The organism is Paenibacillus sp. R-74696 (assembly GCF_055814915.1).
The window spans coordinates 25,804-43,579 of the sequence record NZ_JBPULM010000034.1 but is presented as its reverse complement, the minus strand read 5'-3'; the positions used below and the strand labels follow the sequence as shown (position 1 = coordinate 43,579).

Below are 17,776 nucleotides of genomic sequence, written 5' to 3'. Positions count from 1 at the left end.
ATAGCGTTTTGTATGCGTTTTCTTAATAAAGAAAACCGCTTTTTTTGTTAAAAAAACAGAGATCACTATACGGTTATAGTGATCTCTTGTAGTCGGATGGCGTGTAGCCGGTATGTTTTTTAAAAACTTGGCTGAAATATTGCGGGTTGTCACCGAAGCCGAAACGCTCCGCCAGCTCGAATACTTTAACGTCCTCCGTCCGCACAATTTCCTCCATCGCCTTCTCCACACGCAGCTTCATGACGTAGGCTGAAAAACGCTCGCCCGTTTCCTTTTTGAACAGCTTGCCTAAATAATCAGCATTCATATATAAAATTTCATTGGCTACCCAGTTGAGTGACAATGCCGGATCAGCTATGTTCGATGCGATAACCTCTATCATCTTTTTAATAACCGTCGATTGCTTGCTGGAAAATGAATCAAAATTCGCCTCGCAGATATCTTTAGCCGCCTGACTCACGAAAGCTTCAATAGCCTTCAGCGTCTCCAGCTCATCAAGCCGTGCCAGCATTTGCAAATAATCGTTTAAGCGTTCCGGTGTACTTTGCCGAGCAATCGAAACGAAGAGCGGAATGACATATGATTTCGTCAGCACCGTATCCATGCGCTGATCGGCGAGCAATTGAAAAAAACGGCCCAGCTCCTCGCTCGCGGCTTCCCAGTTTCCTGCTTTAAGCTCCATGCCGAGCTGCTCCTCGTCATAGTCAAAGCTCGAAAGCCGCGCCGCTGCTGCGGTTGAAAGATCCTGTGGCGTAATAATCGCCCCCTCCCCTACATGAAAGCGGAAGTTCAGGCATTCAAGCGTCTCGCGGTACATTTTGCGTGCATCGGTAATTTCCCCGGCGCCGCTGACGGCAATCGTCGTTTCAAGCTTATAAAAATCAGTGAAGGTGCACTTCATGCCCGATAGCCGGGAGAACAGCTGCTCCTGCTGCTCCGTTTCCTGAATAAGCAGCAGGACGTGACGACCAATCGTTGTACTAAGCAGAACAATCTCCTCGCCAAGCTTTTCTTCGGCAATGTTCGTCAGCGCAAAAATATGCTCGTATTCAAACATTCCTTCCACCTGCATCAATATGAGCCTGATTGGCAAAGTCTCATGCGTAATATGAAACATCCGGCGGTACGTATCCCAATCGCGCTTGCCATATGTTTTATTCGTAACCAGCTCTTTAAGAAATTGCGCTTTCGCATGGGGAAGCACTCTGGTCAGCTCGCTTTGAATCGTTTGAACGAATTGATGCTGCGTGAGCTGCGACTGGAGTTCTTCGATAACCTCAGTAAGCGCCTCCGTAATCTTCGTCTCATTACAAGGCTTAAGTAAATAATGCTTGACCCCATAAGTCATCGCAGTACGTGCATAGTCAAATTCACTAAACCCAGAAAGCAAAATGAATGCAATTTGGGGATACAGCTCTTTCACCCGTTCTACGAGCTGAAGACCATCCATGCCTGGCATCTTGATATCTGAAATAATAATATCAGGCAGTTGTTCTTCCATGAAAGTCAACGCTTCCAGGCCATTCCTGGCTGTGCCGATTAACTCTGCCCCAGAGCTTGTCCACGGAACAATTTGTGAAATTCCTTCCAAAATAATACGTTCATCGTCTACCAACAGCACTTTGAACAAGCTAATCCTTCCTTTCGTAAGGCAGCTTCAGGCTGACCGCCGCCCCTTCATTCGGCTGGCTGCTCACATGAAGGCCATATTCCTCGCCATACAACAGCTTAATACGCTCATCAATATTTCGCAGTCCAAGCCCAGTTCCTTTCGTCTGCACTTCGCCGCTTAACAGCTTATCTGCATACGCCTGCTCCATGCCAGGCCCGTTATCCCGTACAACGATATACAGGTACTCTTCCTCTGTATAAGCCTGAATGCTAATGGTACAGCTGTCAATCATTTCTTCCAATCCATAATGAATGGCATTTTCAATCAGCGGCTGCAGCGCCAGCTTTGGCAAGCCACAAGTGAGCAGTTCAGCCGGAACATCAAGCTTGAAATCAAGGCGCTCCTCAAAACGAAACGTTTGAATCGTAATGTAATGATTGACGATTTCCAGCTCCGTCCGCAGTGGAATAATCGACTCTTTCAAGTTAATCGACGTGCGAAGCAAGGAGCCGAGCGCCTCCACCATTTGTGAAATTTGCAGCTGATTGCTCATTTTAGCGCTCCAGTTAATCGAATCCAGCGTATTGTACAAAAAATGCGGATTAATGTTCGCCTGCAGCGCCTTGAACTGCGTATCCTTGATCGCGAGCTGCTTGACATAGTTTTCATGAATGAGCTCATTGATTCGCTCGACCATAATACGGAAGTTTCGCTGCATTTGGCCTACCTCATCCATCGCAAGCGCCCGCTCCGCCGGGGCCTCTACATAATCGAAATACCCCAATTGAATGCGCTTCATATTGGCGTTAAGCCGTTCAATCGGCTTGGTGATGCCATTAGCAACCCGCAGCGCAAATATGCCCGATATAATAAACAGCAAGCCAAAAGCCGCAATAACGAAATTTTTGACCCATACTAAATTGCGAAAAATATCATCAAACGAGATGATTGTATAATAATACCAATTCATTCGATTGGAAGCGACGTAGGTGACAAAAAAGGAATTGCCTTCCCGCTCCATAATGCGGTATCCACTGGAGCCTGCTGTCAAACTTAAGAGCTCTTCAATGGAAAAAATAGCATTGTCCGGATATATTAATTCCGCACCTCTGGCAATCATCATATTGGCTCCACTGCTGTCAAGTCCGGCTGACAAGTCATGAAACAACTTAACCGCATCTACGCGCACAACAATGGTGCCTAAATAATCCATATCCAAATTTTTATAGCTGCGAATTTCACGGGCTGCCGACAACGCACTGTCACTTTCGCCAGGCGCCACCCACGTATTGCCCCCTTCATTTCGCTTCGTCTCCAGCTTAAGCCGTTCCAGTCTTGCACTGGATAAATTTATCGTTCGCACGCCGGTTGCATATGCCTTGTCATGCACATCATATAGCTGAACGGAATGAATGTATTTATCCAAACCACCTAAATTAACGACGCGGTCCTGAATATTGACTTGAAGCACGTAATTATCATATTCTGTTCCACCGCTCTTAATGGTCCGCAAATATTCCTGTACTTTGGTGTCTGTTGCAATCGTATAGGACAACTGCTCGATTTTTCGAAGCTCATTCTCAATGGTTACTGCAGAGAGACTTAACGCTTTGGCAGATTGCTCATAGATTTTCTGATCGTAGATGTCGAAGGCATACTGCTGAAGAACGCCGCCAAGAACCGCAACGGTTAGGAGGACGGCGGAGAGGAGAAGGAACAGCTTATGTTTAATACGCAAATTCGCATAAAGCGCTCTCATATTACGCAAAGGAACTGCCCCCTTATCGACAATAAGCGCCCCGGTTGGAGCGCTCATCACCTATTGCTTCTATTTTTAGGCCTTGCGATACTTTAAATACAATGTAATTTCGTCGCGATTGTGGAACAACTGCTTTGCCCTCTCAATCGTAAAAGCGGAGCTGAGCCGCTCTGACACATCTCGAATCGTTTGCAGCGGCTTGCGGTGCATAAGCTTAATTGTAATAATCGCTGTAGCTTCACGCGCCAATGACTGCTGCAGGTCAAGCACGAGCCTGCTCATTTGCATGGGGCTCCAGCTCATATCGCAGACGAGCAAATCATAGGCTTCTGCGGGCAGCTTCACATCCGACGCATTACGCTTATGATAAGTCAAAGCGTAATGTCCATTCAACGAAGGATGCAGCTCGCCAGGATCGACGGCCGTTACTCGAAGGCCACGCTCCAGCAGCAGCGATGTCCAGCCTCCCGGTGCTGCACCTATATCCAGCGCTTGCTGGAATGTTTCATAATTCAGGCCGAACTCCCGCTCCGCTTCAAGCAGCTTGAACTTTGCACGGGAAATTTGTCCTTCCTCCCGTTGAAAACGCACAGCGCCACCCGGCCAATCAGACAACATCTCGCCTGGTGTGCCACAGCCTACATAAAGCTGACTAGCTGCTGCGTATATCGCAATAATCATATCTGGCTTTTGCCTCGCTGATTCGGCACCGATTTCTTCGAGTACCGCATCCAGCACCGCTTTCGTATCCGCTGCAGAATACGGGTAGACGGTTATCTTCGCCTTACGCAAATGAATCGATACCTGCTTGTCCACAAAAGAAAGCTGCGCATTCCGCACAACTCTGGACAGCTCTTCCAAATCATCCGCATTGCCGCTCGTCTCAATGACGCGATCAACCGGCTGCAAATGCCGCAAAAAAATCGGCAGCTGCCGCTGAACCGCTTCCAAGGTTTCTTCCCTTGAAAGCGGGCTTTCAAATAAAAACACTTCACCAGCCGCAAGCTGTGTCACTTTCAGCTGGCCTAATAAACGCCTCAGCTCTTCTACCGCATAGGCAGCATATCCTTGATTAGCCGTACCAATCCACCGGCTCATAACGCCACCTCCCTAACATCACACAAACCTTTACAATGAAGCAATTTCCTCCAGCAGCGAGAACGGCATCGGCCCATTATGCACTTTCGTTTCCTTCGGTGCATTAGCGCACAGCATCTGGTACATTTGTACCCGCCCTGCTGCGCTGGAGGTGTGCAGGAAAACCTGCTTCGGATAACGGCCCGTGCTCACCATATGGCGAACAACCTCCGCACCCGTATCCTGGTTCCAGCCTAAATCATAATCAAGGGATAAAATATCAATGTCTTCCGTGTCAATGATTTGTTTGCACTGCTGAGCTGTCAAAGCCAGTACAAACCCTTTTGGGCAATGCCTGTAATCGTCTAAAAAAAGATGAATCATGAACGATTCCCCCGTTCGCGACTTTAGCTTTCTTCTTGCTCCGGCTGGCAGGAAGGACATACAAATGCCTTGCGCGCAGCAGTGCCAACTACTTCAATTGGGGTACCGCAAGTTCCGCATGCTTCCCCCGCACGCTCATAAACACGGCGCTGTGTGTAATAGCCGCCTGTCAGCTTGTCGTCCATAGTAAGTGGCTGCTCCACGCTGCCTCCCTTACCCGCCGCTTCTTTCAATACTGCGTGCATCGCCTCATATAGACGCTTCCATGCCTCTTCCTGAATAAGCGGAATTTTGATATCTGGCCGCACAGCGGCAGTGTATGCAATCTCATCGGCATAAAAGGAACCGATTCCACTAATCACCTGCTGATCAGCCAGCGCGGCCTTCAATGCTCCGCGTTTTTTACGGAACAACTGGATAAACTTTTCAAGCGTCAGCCTTTTATCCAAAGGATCTGGCCCCAATTCTGCCAGCACCTGCCCAGTCTCCTTTACTGATAAAAGATGCACGAAGCCCTGCCGCATTCCTACAACATAAAGGCTTCCCGTTTCCAATTGAATGACAACTTGCGCCTCGCTCTGCGGGCGTTCATCACCTTGCCCATAAAACAGCGACGCTCCAGCATCGAGCTGCGCAAGCAAACGTTTGCCGTTATCAAGATGCAGCAGCAGATGCTTGCCACGACGCTCGACAAACCAGATCGTTCTATTCGTAAGCGCCTCTTCAAACTGCTCAGCAGAAACATTTAGAAGCTTCTCTTGCAGCACTTGCACTCCTGTAATTCGGTCTCCTGCGAGCCGTTCTGTTAATAAAACGCGATAATTTTCAATTTCCGGCAATTCCGGCATTGCTGTTCGCTTCCTTCCTGTCTATACGCTATCCCTATGTCAGCTGTTTGCAGTTTCCGTAATATAAGAGATCAGCTCATCTAAATTTCTACATATTTTATCCGGTTCGCAGCCCGCGCGTTCCGAATAGTGCTTATAATTTTTCTCTGTTGTAAGTCCTGTCAACACGAGCAGCGACCCACAGCCCGAAGCGCGGCCAGCCGCAATATCCGTAGCTAGATTGTCACCGATTACCCAAGTATCCGCAGCCGGAAGACCCAATTGCTTTAAAGAATAATCCATCAAAATAGATGAAGGCTTGCCAATGACAATCGGCTCCTTGCCCCCTGCTGCTTGCAGCAGCGCTCCAATTGAACCAGCCCCCGGCATTAAACCGCCCTCTGAAGGAAGCAGCAAATCCGGGTTCGTTAAAATAAACGGAGCTCCGCCATGAATATAGCGAACCGCAAGTGAAAGCCTCGAATAGCTAAGCTCTCGGTCAATACCTTGAATAACAAAATCCGGCTGTTCTTCCGTTAGCCGCAAGCCCGCTTCTACAATAGCCGCGCGCAGACCTGCCTCTCCAATAACAAAAACAGAAGCCCCCGGCTTTACCGAAGCCACATATTCAGCAGCAGCCTGCGCCGATGTGCACACATCCTGCGCTTCCGCCGGAATATCCATCCTGTTCAACCGCTCCGCTACATCTTCCGGCGTGGCCGAGGAATTATTCGTAACGAAGCGGTAAGGAAGATTCAGCTCTTTAAGCTTGCGCAGCAAGGCGTCTGCACCATCAATTCTTCTCGTTCCATGATAAAGCGTGCCATCGAGATCGATGAGCAAGCCTCTCATTTCAGGCAAATTATGTCCCATGATTCCCCAGCTTCCTTCCTATCTTGCCCTGCAAGCGCAATGACCGCTTGCGAAGCTCTGCAAGCTCCGCCCGCTGCTTGGCAGTCTGACGCCCCCGAAGCGGATGGCTAAGCGCCATCTGCAGCGCTTCGTCCGCATATAATAAAGCCGATTCATAATCTTTCAGCTTATGTTCGTAATACATAGCGAGCTCGATAAAGGCACTGTCGTCGCTTGCCCCAAATTTGAGCGGCAACATTACAGCCTTCTGCCACAATAACACAGCTCGCCGCCAATTTCCAGCCTTCTTGTCACGTGCAGCGAGCAGCAGCAAAGCATTAAGCGTCATGCCCGGAAGCTGCTCCGCCACCGCGAATAGGCGTTCTGCCTTCTCCGCCTGTCCCATCTTCTCGAGCCACAGCCCTGTTCGCACAATTTCCTCCGGCTCTTCCGGCATCGGAAGCGGGCCGCAGCCCGCTTCGCCATTAAGCAAATGCCCAAAACGAATCGCCAAGCTTGCAAGAGAAAGCATGTCGATTTCATTATGGCGGAATACGCCTGCCAGCGGCTCCGGATTTTGATCGGCTAAATATTGAAAATACAGCTGCGGGGCAAGCGAGCCCGGCACATCATCCACACGTTCGATGCCAAGCCGCTCTTCCTCCACATGGCTAAGCCTGCAGGAAGCAAGCGTATTGCGCCAAACGCTTCGTGCAGGATGAAGAAAATCCAGATGCAGCGGCGCCCAAACTTTGCTGCCAAAGCCATTCAAGATAAATCGGTTCAGCATAACGGGCCAATCGAACGTTCTTCCATTGTACGTTACCAGATACGCATAGGCCGTCAGCTTTTCCTTCAAATAGGCCAGCATCGCCCGTTCCTCTGCCGGATGGCGAATTAGCGCCTGCTCTACTATGAACTGCTGTTCCTGCCAGTAGGCGATACCGACCATAAACGGCACATTGCCTGTCCCGACTCCGAGGCCGGTCGTCTCCAAATCCAGAATGAGCAAGTGCTCGGCGCCAATCTGCTCCCCGTGAAAAGCAGATAGCCCTTTGCTCGCCTCCTTGAGCTCCGAGAGCCGGTGAATGCCATGCTGATGAGCGGCAGCATATTTCACTTCACGCAGCAAGAAGGTGCCGACTTCATTGGTTTGCAGCTTGACGCCCATAGCAAGCCAGCTCTCGGGAAGCTGCTCGGCGCCTGCTTCTGTTTCTGATTCCAAAATAGCGCCATCCATATTGGCAGTATGGGAAGCGTCAAGTTCATGCATTTTGCTATTGGCTAGTACATTGGTTTCTTTATTTCCTTCTATCGAGGTTTCTAGGGAGCCTTCTAGAGAGGCTTCTAAATCAAGCTCTCGAGAGGGCTGCTCCCCTGCACCTTCCGGTGCTCCGCCTGTGCTGCTTGCCGCTCCAGCTGCGCTGCTGCGCAGGCGATTCATTCGCTCTCGCAAACTGCTCATGTATTTCCCTCCGCTTCTTCCAGAAGCTTTAGTGCCTGCTCCTTGCCCAGCAGTCCAACCTCTTCAATCGGTCCGACACAAGCAGGGCAGCCACTCAAGCAAGTACAGCCGCGAATGAGTGACTTTGCCTGCCGGATCAGTTCATCATGCACCTCAAACAATCTTTCACTCAGTCCTATGCCGCCTGGATACCTGTCATAAAAATAAATCGTCGGCTTCTGAGTATGCACAGCCTTCACCTGCGGCACGACGCGAATATCATAGGGATCGCACATGAGATAAAGCGGTGCAATATGAACCAATACATTCGCAATGCCCAGCAGTGCATATTGCATTTCATTTTTGCTTTTGCGCGCTGCAGCCTCTTCGCTGAACGAGAACCAGTATCCGCTCGTATGCAGCTCTTCCTCCGGCAAATGAATCGGACCTGAGCCAATATTTTCATGGCTTCTCAGCCGAATTTTTTTGAAAATCGTCGCCTTCGCATTCAGCGCCAGCTCGCCGTACTGCCGCGTCAGCTCGCCCGATTCGCGCTCTTTGTCTACATATAGCACCTTCAGCTCTACTGCGAGATTCGCATCGGTGTAATAATCGACATCGACTTTGCGCACATAAGCTTTCTTCTCTGCATAATCCAGCTTCTCGACCTGATACTGCACGCCCTCGTGAATGTAGATCGCTTCTTCGTGAATAAGCGTTGGTGCGCTGAAGCGATCGACTTCGCCCAGTACGCGGCTGCCCTCGGTCATGTCAATGATGACAAAGTTTTCCTGCGCCGCGGAGCGCAGCGAAATGTTATGGGCGGGAAACGATTGCTCCATCCAATACCAGCGGCTGCCCGCACGGTGCAGCACCTTTTCCTCCGTTAAAAACTCCATCATGTCCGCAAGCGATTCCTCCCCAAATTTCTCTCCTTCTTCAAAAGGAAGCTCATATGCCGCACATTTCACATGGTCAATGAGCACAAGTAAATTATCGGGATGAATAAGCGCACGCTCCGGCGGCCGATTGAAAAAAAAGTCAGGATTTTGAATCATATATTGATCCAAAGGATTGCTGCTTGCCACTAAAAAAGTAACCGCGCTGCCCTGGCGGCGTCCCGCACGTCCCGATTGCTGCCAGGTGCTTGCTACTGTGCCCGGATAACCGTTCAGCACGCAAGCTTGCAGCTGCCCAATATCAATACCGAGCTCCAGCGCATTTGTGCTTACGACGCCGCGAATTTCACCGCTGCGCAGACCGCGTTCAATTTCCCGACGCAGCTTGGGCAAATATCCACCGCGATAGCCGCGGATGGTTTTCGCATCAAGCTTGTCTTTAATGATGTCCTGCAAATAGGTCAGCAGCAGCTCCACACGCACCCGGCTTCGGGCGAATACTATCGTCTGCACGCCTTGGCGGAGCAGCAAGCCTGCCAGCTTCCTCGTCTCCAGCACACTGCTGCGGCGAATGCCGAGCTGCCTGTTCACAACAGGCGGATTGTAAAATATAAAATGCTTCTCCCCCGTCGGCGCACCATTGTTATCTACGAGCCGCACAGGCTCGCCTATTAGCTTTGCTGCATGCTCGGCGGGATTATCGATGGTCGCTGATGCACAAATAAATTGCGGGGTCGACCCATAAAACCGGCAAATTCTTTTGAGCCTGCGGATCACATTGGCAACGTGGCTTCCAAACACGCCTCTGTATGCGTGTAGCTCATCGATCACAATATATTTAATATTTTCAAACAGCTTAACCCATTTCGTATGATGCGGCAAAATCGCCGAGTGCAGCATGTCCGGATTCGTCACGACGATATGTCCAGCATTGCGAATTACTTGCCTCGCTGTTGGAGGGGTATCCCCATCGTATGTATTCGTCTTGAGATCAACGTCCATCAGATCGGCAAGCATCTGAAGCTCGGCCACCTGATCCTGCGCCAGCGCCTTCGTCGGAAATAAATACAGCGCTCGACCTTCATCATCTTCTAATAATGACTGGAGCACCGGCAGGTTATAGCATAAGGTTTTGCCAGAGGCAGTCGGGGTAACCGCTACAATACTATGGCCTTCTCGTACGAACCGATAAGCCGTCTCCTGATGTGTATATAGTTCATCAATTCCCTTTGTGCGCAGCGCTTCCGCAAGCTTCGGATGCAGATCCGCAGGCAATGCCGCAGTACTAGCCTCGCGCGGCGGAATGGTCCGCCAATGGGTGATATTATCCATTATGTCCTGATCATGCTTCAGCAGCTCCAGCCACTCCTCGAGTCCCGAGGTCTTTCCCGTCCAGCGGTTCATGACTGTTTCTCTCCTTGTATCCTGACTTATAAAGGCCACTCGTTTCTTACATTTTACAAGAATACATGTTCGGCCTGCAATTTTATTTTTTGGGTATCCGTTTATTGACAGCTTGGGGCATGGCGATTACAATGTGATTATATTAGATTATTAGATAATTATCTAAATATCGAAAGGAGATAGCTCCTCATTGTCGATTAACCAGGCGTTTAAAGCATTATCCGATCCGACGAGACGCACAATACTTGATTTATTGAAAGAGCGGGATTTGACAGCGGGGGAAATTGCTGACCATTTTCAAATGACCAAGCCGAGCATTTCCCATCACTTAAACTTGCTTAAGCAAGCTGAGCTGGTGTCGGATGAGCGTAAAGGCCAGCATATTTACTACTCGCTAAATACGACCGTCTTTCAGGATTTGCTCAAATGGATTGCTTCTTTTCAATAAAACCTTAACTTATTAACCACCTGACTTGGAAAGGAACGATGAATGATGAAAAAGAACCTTTGGAATTGGCTCATTGTTGCACTATCTTTTATTGCCGGGATAATCTCCTACTCTTCTCTGCCTGACACCTTGCCCGTACATTGGAATGCATTTGGCGAACCAGATCGGTATGCCGGCAAAATGTTTGCTCTATTTCTAATCCCGGCCATTATGGTGCTGCTTATGCTGTTATTTAAATATTTGCCGAAAATCGACCCCAAGCTGGCTGCAAGCTCCAGCACCATCAAAAGCACCGATACCATCAACCAAGTGCTGATGCTTGGCCTAGCCGCTATTCAAGGCTTCATCATCGCGTATGGCTATGGCGTCCAGCTTGATATTCAGATGGTCGTCATCCCGTTTGTCGGCATTTTGTTCATTACGATAGGGAACTACTTGCCGCGCATGAAGCCCAATCGCATTGTCGGCATTAAAACACCGCTAACTCTGAATAGCGAACAAGTGTGGCGCAAAACCCATCAGCTTTCGGCCAAAATATTTTTCTGGGGCGGCTTTCTCATTATTGTGACGGTGTTCCTGCCAGGCATGCTGCAGCTGATAAGCTTTCTGACGGTGGTTGTGCTCGTATCCATCCTGTCGGTCTTCTCTCTGGTCTTTGTTGCCAAAAAAAATTAGCGCCCTTGGGAGAGCGCTTGCCGTGCGTTTTCTCAAAATATTTCACTAAACGTGGGGTGGCTCCCACGTTTTTTTATTCCAGCCTAGTCGGTGATTCAGCACCTTCATATCTGCATCGAGCGTCACAGCTACCCCAAACGGCATTTGCTGCTTATTCCAAAAACGCACATCGCTCCAGGTCACTTCGTAACCACCCTGCTTCTCCTGCACATTCACATGAACCCGCTCGGAAAAAGACAATAGAGCTTTTACCCCTTCCTCATTCATCGCCGCACGCACGACCGGAGCCAGCTCCGTACTATTCGACTTGCTGACTGTCGTCTCGATTGTAACCAAACCCCCGGCAACCGTTCCCGCCGCATAATGGTCGCCGCAGTCTGCTGTAAACTGCCAGCTATAGCCAAGCAGCGATGGTACAAGCGTTATGCCTGTACTGATGCCAAAGCTTTCCCTGAGCAGCCGCTTCATCTTTCGGCTTATTAGCAGCCTCCATCCGATGTAGAAAACCGTTATGGTGTAAATAATGGCAAACATCGGACCTGGCACGGCTATGCCTGACGCCCAAAGAATACAGCCTGACGCATGCAGTACAAACAAATACGGATCAAATAGGCATAACGTATCTAAATGCAGCCATTTCTGCGAAACAGGCCTAGCGCATTGCACCCCAAAGGAATTGAACAAATCCAGCAAAACATGAAAACAGACCGCTACGAACATCCAGCCTACAACTTGCCAGGCGAGCTCCGGCACGCCATAAAGCCACGCAATTGGCAAGCCCAGCAACGACCAAATGGCGGGCGCAGGCAGCGAATGCGTAATACCGCGATGATAGCGAACATAGGCCGCTTGGCCTTTTAAGCGCATCACCGTATCAAAATCCGGTGCATGGCTGCCGAGCAGCGTCGCTGTACATACGGCAAGCATCGCGGCTGGCTGCGCAGCCAGTGCAGGGTCGAGCATCGCGAGTCCCCCAAGTGTTGCGCCGAACAATAAATGGCTTGCTGTATCCACCACGAATCAGCCTCCCGATGTGTAAACTGCTGTTCACAGCCATCATACGGGGCTAATGTCAACGCATTATTTTCAGCATATGTTGATTTCGTAAGGGGTACCTTGGGTGTAGTGTATTAGGCTGAACAAAAGCCCTTGATGACTAGCAGTCGCTGCGCCGCGCTATTTTAGCATGAAACAGATCATAGGCCGCTTCCGCTTGCGGAAAAATACGCTGTGCCTCTTCCTTCAGCATCGGCATATCCTCAAGCATAAAACGCGAGCTGAAATGCGTCATAATAAGCTGCTGCACCCCAGCATCCTTCGCAGCCTGCGCCGCTTCAACCGTCGTCGAATGGCCATATTCATGCGCTTTCTCTTCCTGTCCTGCCGCGAACGTCGCTTCGTGAACGAGCAAATCCGCATTTTCGGCAAGCCGGGCAATGTTGGCGCATGGGCTGGTATCGCCAGCAATCGCAATAATTCTGCCTTTCAATGGTGCACCAGCTACATCAGCAGCACGCACCTTCGTGCCATCTGGCAGCTCCACATCCTCGCCCTGCTTGAGCTTGCCATATAGCGGTCCTGACGGAACACCAAGCGCTTTCAAACGCTCTGTATTAAGCTTGCCTGGACAATCGCGCTCCAGCAGGCGGTAGCCATAACAGGGCAGGCGATGATCTAATGACCACGCTTCCACAACGAATCGCTCATCCTCATGAATAACGCCATCCCCTTGGATCTCGGTTATGAGCAGCTCGTAATCAATATGGGTTCCGCTCAGCCGCAGGGCGGTTCGCACCATCTCTTCAATGCCCACAGGACCAAACAAATGGAGCGGACCTTTGCCCCCGGAATAAGACCTTGTGCTAAGCAGTCCCGGAATGCCAAAGGTGTGATCACCATGCAGATGCGTAATGAATAAAGCATTCAGCTTGCCCATTTTCAGCGGGGATCGCATCATTTGATGCTGAGTTCCTTCGCCTGCATCAAACATCCATAGCCCGCCATCTGGCTCTGGTAGCCGCAGCGCGATCGACGTCACATTTCGTTCTTTCGACGGCCTTCCCGCACCTGTTCCAAGAAACCAAATTTCCATGCTCCTACCGCCCCCTGTTCAAAAATAGGATAAAGCCTCCGCCAATCGTTAAAAACGATTTTACGGAGGCTCTCCCTGCTATTCATGTTGCTATTTATGCTCCTAACGCTCAACCTTTTCAACGTTAAAATATTGCGCTTCCGGATGGGAAAATACCATCGCAGATACCGATGCTTCCGGCTCCATCATAAAGCCCTCTGTCAACTCAACCCCAATATCCTCCGGCTTCATCAGCTCGAACAATGGGCCTTGATCTTCCAGATCCGGACAGGCCGGATAGCCAAACGATACGCGAATCCCTTGATAACGTGCGCCGTGGCGCTGCTTCATCGTCATCGTATGCGGATCCGGGTAGCCCCAAATATCCCGCATCATATGGTGGACGCGCTCAGCGAGCCCTTCAGCCACCTCAAGCGCCACCGATTGCAGCGCGTGCGAACGCAAGTAGTCGCCTTGATCCTTCCATTGCCCTGCCAAATCACGAATACCTTCGCCAGCCGTTACGACGAGGAATCCAACATAATCCATGATGCCGCTATCTACCGGCTTCAGGAAATCAGCCAAACAAAGGAATGGCTCTACCTGCTGGCGCGGGAAGGTGAAGCGTTTGATTTCCTTCGTCTGATCTTTAGCATCGTAAATAATAATATCGTTGCCTGAGGACTGCGCCGGGAAGAAGCGGTACATGCCGTTAGCCTTCAAAATCCCGTTCGTCGTTCCTTCATGCAAAATGTTGTCAACCGTTTCTTTGAGATGAACCGCCTTCTCGTTCTTTTCCTTCAGCAGGTTTTCCACATTGCCCTTCAGACCAAGATGATGACCGAGCAGCATTTGCATATTGATATAAGGAATAATATGCGGCAGCGGAACATCGCGCAAAATATGGCGATCCAAATCAGGTGGAATGTACACAGGAGCGTCTACAGAAATTTTCGAACGCTCGATCCGGGTAAGCTTTGGCAGCTCTTTACTTTGAACCTCTTCTTCGCCGCCCGATGCTTTGTATTCGGCCATTTCATCTTCCATCCGTTGACGGTGGTTCTTATCCATCAGCTTATTGGCAATATCAAGCCCGTCCATTGCATCCTTGGCGTACAGCACCAAGCCGTCATATTCCGGACCAATCCGCGTCTTCGTAAATTTCCGGGTCAACGCCGCACCACCGACAAGAATCGGCGCGTCAATGCCTGCACTGCGCATATCCTGAGCCGTAATGACCATCTGCTGCGCCGATTTAACGAGCAAGCCCGACAGGCCAATCGCATCTGCCTTCTCATTGCGGTAAGCTTCTATAAGCTTCTCAGGCGGTACTTTAATGCCGAGATTTATAATTTTGTAACCGTTGTTGGACAAAATAATCTCAACGAGGTTTTTGCCGATATCATGCACATCGCCTTTTACCGTCGCCAATATAATTTTCCCTTTTACGGACGATTCATCCTTCTCCATAAACTGCTCCAAATGAGCAACCGAAGCTTTCATGACCTCTGCGCTTTGCAGTACCTCTGCCACAATCAGCTCATTATTATTAAACAGTCTGCCGACCTCTTCCATCCCCCGCATGAGCGGTCCATTAATGACCTCCAGCGCCGTATATTTGGCAAGCGCCAAATCCAGGTCAGGAAGCAGCCCTTCCTTCGTGCCTTCAACGACATAGGAACCGAGTCTTTCCTCGAGCGACAGGTTGGAGATCTTCTCCTTCTTGACCACTTTCTTCTCGCGGAAGGCAGCAACGAAAGCAGCCAGCGTCTCATCCGTCGTATTAAAAATCAATTCCTCCGCCAGTCTGCGCTCCTCTTCAGGAATCGAAGCGTATCGCTCCAGCTTCTCGGTGTTCACAATCGCATAATCGAGTCCCGCTTTTGTGCAATGGTACAAATAAACCGAGTTAAGCACCTCGCGGCCCGCATCCGGCAAACCGAATGAAATGTTGCTGAGACCAAGAATAGTTTTGGCTAGCGGATATTTTTCTTTGATTAGCTTAATACCCTCAATCGTCTCCACTGCAGAGCCAATATATTGCGGGTCGCCAGAGCCAACCGGGAACATATTCGGGTCAAAAATAATATCCTCTGGATTCATTCCGTATTTATCCACTAGCAAATTATAAGAACGCTCTGCTACTTCGAGCTTCGCTTCTCGGCTAACCGCCTGACCGCGCTCATCAATTAAAATCATGACGACTGCTGCACCATATTGATGGATAAGGGGAAGAATCTTTTCAAACTTGGCTTCGCCATCCTCCAGGTTAATGGAGTTAATGATTGCTTTGCCTTGCGAATATTTGAGGCCCAGCTCGATAATATGATCGTAGGTTGAATCGAGCATGAGCGGCACTTTAATCTTCTTGACGACTTGCGGTAAAAAATTATGAACGGCGTACGCTTCATCAATATCCGTATCCTGCAAGTTAATGTCAATAACATGGGCTCCGCCTTTTACTTGCGCTCTGGCAATTTCCGAAGCTTCGTCAAACTTCTCTTCCTTAATGAGACGCTTGAACTTCCGCGAGCCGGAAATATTCGTGCGCTCCCCAATCATAATCGGGCGGTTTTCAGGCTCAATATAGACGGTATCAATGCCGGATACCGCTGCAGGATGCTCACCATATTTGGTACGCGGCGGATATTTCGCCATCGTCTCGACAAGTGCGCGGATATGTTCCGGCGTCGTACCGCAGCAGCCGCCAGCAATGTTCAGCCAGCCCTGCTCGGCAAAAGCAGACATTTTTTTCGCCAGCGATTCCGGGGACTCATGATAATTCCCGTTCTCATCCGGCAGGCCTGCATTCGGATAACAGCTGACTGCCGAATTGGCAATTTCGCTTAAGGTACGAATATGGTCACGCATAAACTCAGGGCCCGTCGCACAGTTCAGCCCCATGGATATTGGCTTCAAATGCTCAAGCGAAATGTAGAAGGATTCAATGCTTTGACCGGCCAGCGTCGTTCCCATAGGCTCAATCGTTCCCGAAATCATAATCGGAAGCTCGCGTCCCATCGTCTCAAATGCATTGCGAATGCCGATGCTGCCCGCTTTCACATTAAGCGTATCCTGTGATGTTTCCAGAAGCAGCGCATCTACATCCGCCTCCATGAGCGCAACAACTTGCTCGTAGTAGCTGTCTACAAGCTCTTCAAAAGTAACCCCGCCTGTTACGGAAAGCGTCTTCGTCGTCGGACCAAGCGCCCCTGCCACATAACGCGGATGCTCAGGTGTCGAATATTTATCCGCCGCTTCACGGGCAATTTTTGCCGCAGCAAGATTAATTTCGCGCGCCTTTTCAGGTATATCGTATTCAGCCAGTACGACGCTTGTAGCTCCGAACGTATTCGTTTCCAAAATGTCCGTGCCTGCCTCTAAATATTGTTCATGTATAGTACGGATGACATCAGGACGCGTCAACACGAGTATTTCATTACAGCCATCCATATCCTCGCCGCCAAAATCATCCTCGGTAAGATCAGCCTGCTGAATCATCGTTCCCATTGCGCCGTCCAAAATCAATATCCGCTTTTGCATCATTTCTTGTATGGTTGGTTTCGACAATTTTTGTGCACCCTTCCTGTGAAAATCACTAAAGTTCAGTTTAACAGAATCGTCGCAATGTGAAAAGCAATTGCAATCGACAATCCACTGATTTTGCATTATAATCAGTATATATTTAATATAACATTTAATTTCAATAGGAAAAGAGGGAATTGTGATGGCTGAGATTAAAATTCGCAATACTGAGGAAAGAATATCGGGCGAGCAGAACGTTCGCGCGTTTTTGGAAAGCCAAGAAGTCCTTTATGAACACTGGGATGCTAGCAAGTTGCCAGGCCATCTGCAAGATAAATTTGTATTATCCGATGAAGAGAAAGCGGAAATTCTCGCTACTTACGATGTTGAAATTCGTGAGCTTGCCCAGCGTCGCGGTTACAAAACATGGGATATCGTTGCCCTTTCAGACGCTACACCAGGTCTTGATGATATTCTGAAACGTTTTGAGCAAGTGCATACGCACACGGAAGATGAAGTACGCGCAATTACAGCCGGACGCGGCATCTTTATTATTAAAGGCAGCGAAGAAGTCGGTTATTTCGACGTTGAGCTGGAAGCTGGAGACGTTATTTCGGTTCCAGAAACGATTCCTCACTTCTTTACTTTGATGGACAACCGCCAAATCGTTGCTGTTCGCCTGTTTATTGAAACAGAAGGCTGGATTGCCCACCCGTTCGAAGACCCTGCTTTCTCAAAAGCTTGATTATATCATTATTGATTTTCGTCATTATATGCAGAAGCCCCTTGAGCCATTTCC

Annotated in this window: 14 protein-coding genes; 3 read left to right on the top strand and 11 right to left on the bottom strand. The window is 49.5% G+C overall.

Annotated features, from left to right (window positions below; all coding sequences use genetic code 11):
- Positions 1-73: 73 nt before the first annotated feature.
- From ACSR9A_RS17050 to ACSR9A_RS17015, 8 genes are all read right to left on the bottom strand, one after another.
- Complete coding sequence (locus ACSR9A_RS17050) at positions 74-1,621, bottom strand: response regulator transcription factor (protein WP_473758593.1); 1,548 nt, start codon at positions 1,619-1,621, stop codon at positions 74-76.
- A gap of 10 nt (positions 1,622-1,631) precedes the next feature.
- A complete protein-coding gene (locus tag ACSR9A_RS17045) occupies positions 1,632-3,371 on the bottom strand; it encodes a cache domain-containing sensor histidine kinase (protein WP_473758592.1) in 1,740 nt (579 codons plus the stop codon).
- Between the two features lie 75 nt (positions 3,372-3,446).
- Positions 3,447-4,469 carry an SAM-dependent methyltransferase gene (locus ACSR9A_RS17040; RefSeq protein WP_473758487.1) on the bottom strand — a complete coding sequence of 341 codons (1,023 nt, stop codon included), beginning with the start codon at positions 4,467-4,469 and terminating at the stop codon, positions 3,447-3,449.
- Positions 4,470-4,499: 30 nt separating this feature from the next.
- The gene (locus ACSR9A_RS17035) at positions 4,500-4,832 is read right to left on the bottom strand and encodes a cyclic-phosphate processing receiver domain-containing protein (protein ID WP_473758486.1); all 333 of its coding nucleotides are present in this window, start codon (positions 4,830-4,832) and stop codon (positions 4,500-4,502) included.
- A 23-nt stretch (positions 4,833-4,855) separates the two neighbouring features.
- Entirely contained in the window at positions 4,856-5,680 is an 825-nt protein-coding gene (locus ACSR9A_RS17030) for an Fpg/Nei family DNA glycosylase (RefSeq protein WP_473758484.1), read from the bottom strand.
- Between the two features lie 39 nt (positions 5,681-5,719).
- The gene (locus tag ACSR9A_RS17025; protein WP_473758482.1) at positions 5,720-6,532 is read right to left on the bottom strand and encodes a TIGR01457 family HAD-type hydrolase; all 813 of its coding nucleotides are present in this window, start codon (positions 6,530-6,532) and stop codon (positions 5,720-5,722) included.
- Positions 6,522-7,976 (bottom strand): ribonuclease H-like domain-containing protein, encoded by a 1,455-nt coding sequence (locus ACSR9A_RS17020; protein WP_473758481.1) that lies wholly within the window; start codon positions 7,974-7,976, stop codon positions 6,522-6,524. Before ACSR9A_RS17020 ends, ACSR9A_RS17025 begins: the two co-directional genes overlap by 11 nt.
- A complete protein-coding gene (locus tag ACSR9A_RS17015) occupies positions 7,973-10,258 on the bottom strand; it encodes a DEAD/DEAH box helicase (protein ID WP_473758479.1) in 2,286 nt (761 codons plus the stop codon). The genes ACSR9A_RS17020 and ACSR9A_RS17015 overlap by 4 nt, the downstream gene beginning before the upstream one ends.
- A gap of 196 nt (positions 10,259-10,454) precedes the next feature.
- Here ACSR9A_RS17015 and ACSR9A_RS17010 point away from each other — a divergent pair, with 196 nt between their 5' ends.
- Together ACSR9A_RS17010 and ACSR9A_RS17005 are read left to right on the top strand one after the other, a co-directional pair.
- Entirely contained in the window at positions 10,455-10,706 is a 252-nt protein-coding gene (locus tag ACSR9A_RS17010) for an autorepressor SdpR family transcription factor (protein WP_341282991.1), read from the top strand.
- 42 nt (positions 10,707-10,748) lie between these two features.
- Positions 10,749-11,381 (top strand): SdpI family protein, encoded by a 633-nt coding sequence (locus ACSR9A_RS17005; protein ID WP_473758478.1) that lies wholly within the window; start codon positions 10,749-10,751, stop codon positions 11,379-11,381.
- 45 nt (positions 11,382-11,426) lie between these two features.
- Here ACSR9A_RS17005 and ACSR9A_RS17000 read toward each other — a convergent pair whose 3' ends face one another.
- The 3 genes from ACSR9A_RS17000 to metH all read right to left on the bottom strand — a co-directional run bounded on the left by ACSR9A_RS17000 (position 11,427) and on the right by metH (position 16,998).
- Positions 11,427-12,398: a metal-dependent hydrolase gene (locus ACSR9A_RS17000; RefSeq protein WP_473758476.1), complete on the bottom strand. Its 972-nt coding sequence runs from the start codon at positions 12,396-12,398 to the stop codon at positions 11,427-11,429.
- A 139-nt stretch (positions 12,399-12,537) separates the two neighbouring features.
- Positions 12,538-13,473 (bottom strand): ribonuclease Z, encoded by a 936-nt coding sequence (gene rnz / locus ACSR9A_RS16995; protein WP_473758475.1) that lies wholly within the window; start codon positions 13,471-13,473, stop codon positions 12,538-12,540.
- A gap of 102 nt (positions 13,474-13,575) precedes the next feature.
- Positions 13,576-16,998, bottom strand: coding sequence for a methionine synthase (metH, locus tag ACSR9A_RS16990; protein ID WP_473758591.1), 3,423 nt, complete (start codon positions 16,996-16,998; stop codon positions 13,576-13,578).
- Positions 16,999-17,179: 181 nt separating this feature from the next.
- Here metH and ACSR9A_RS16985 point away from each other — a divergent pair, with 181 nt between their 5' ends.
- Positions 17,180-17,722 carry a 1,2-dihydroxy-3-keto-5-methylthiopentene dioxygenase gene (locus ACSR9A_RS16985; protein WP_473758473.1) on the top strand — a complete coding sequence of 181 codons (543 nt, stop codon included), beginning with the start codon at positions 17,180-17,182 and terminating at the stop codon, positions 17,720-17,722.
- The last annotated feature ends 54 nt before the right edge of the window (positions 17,723-17,776 follow it).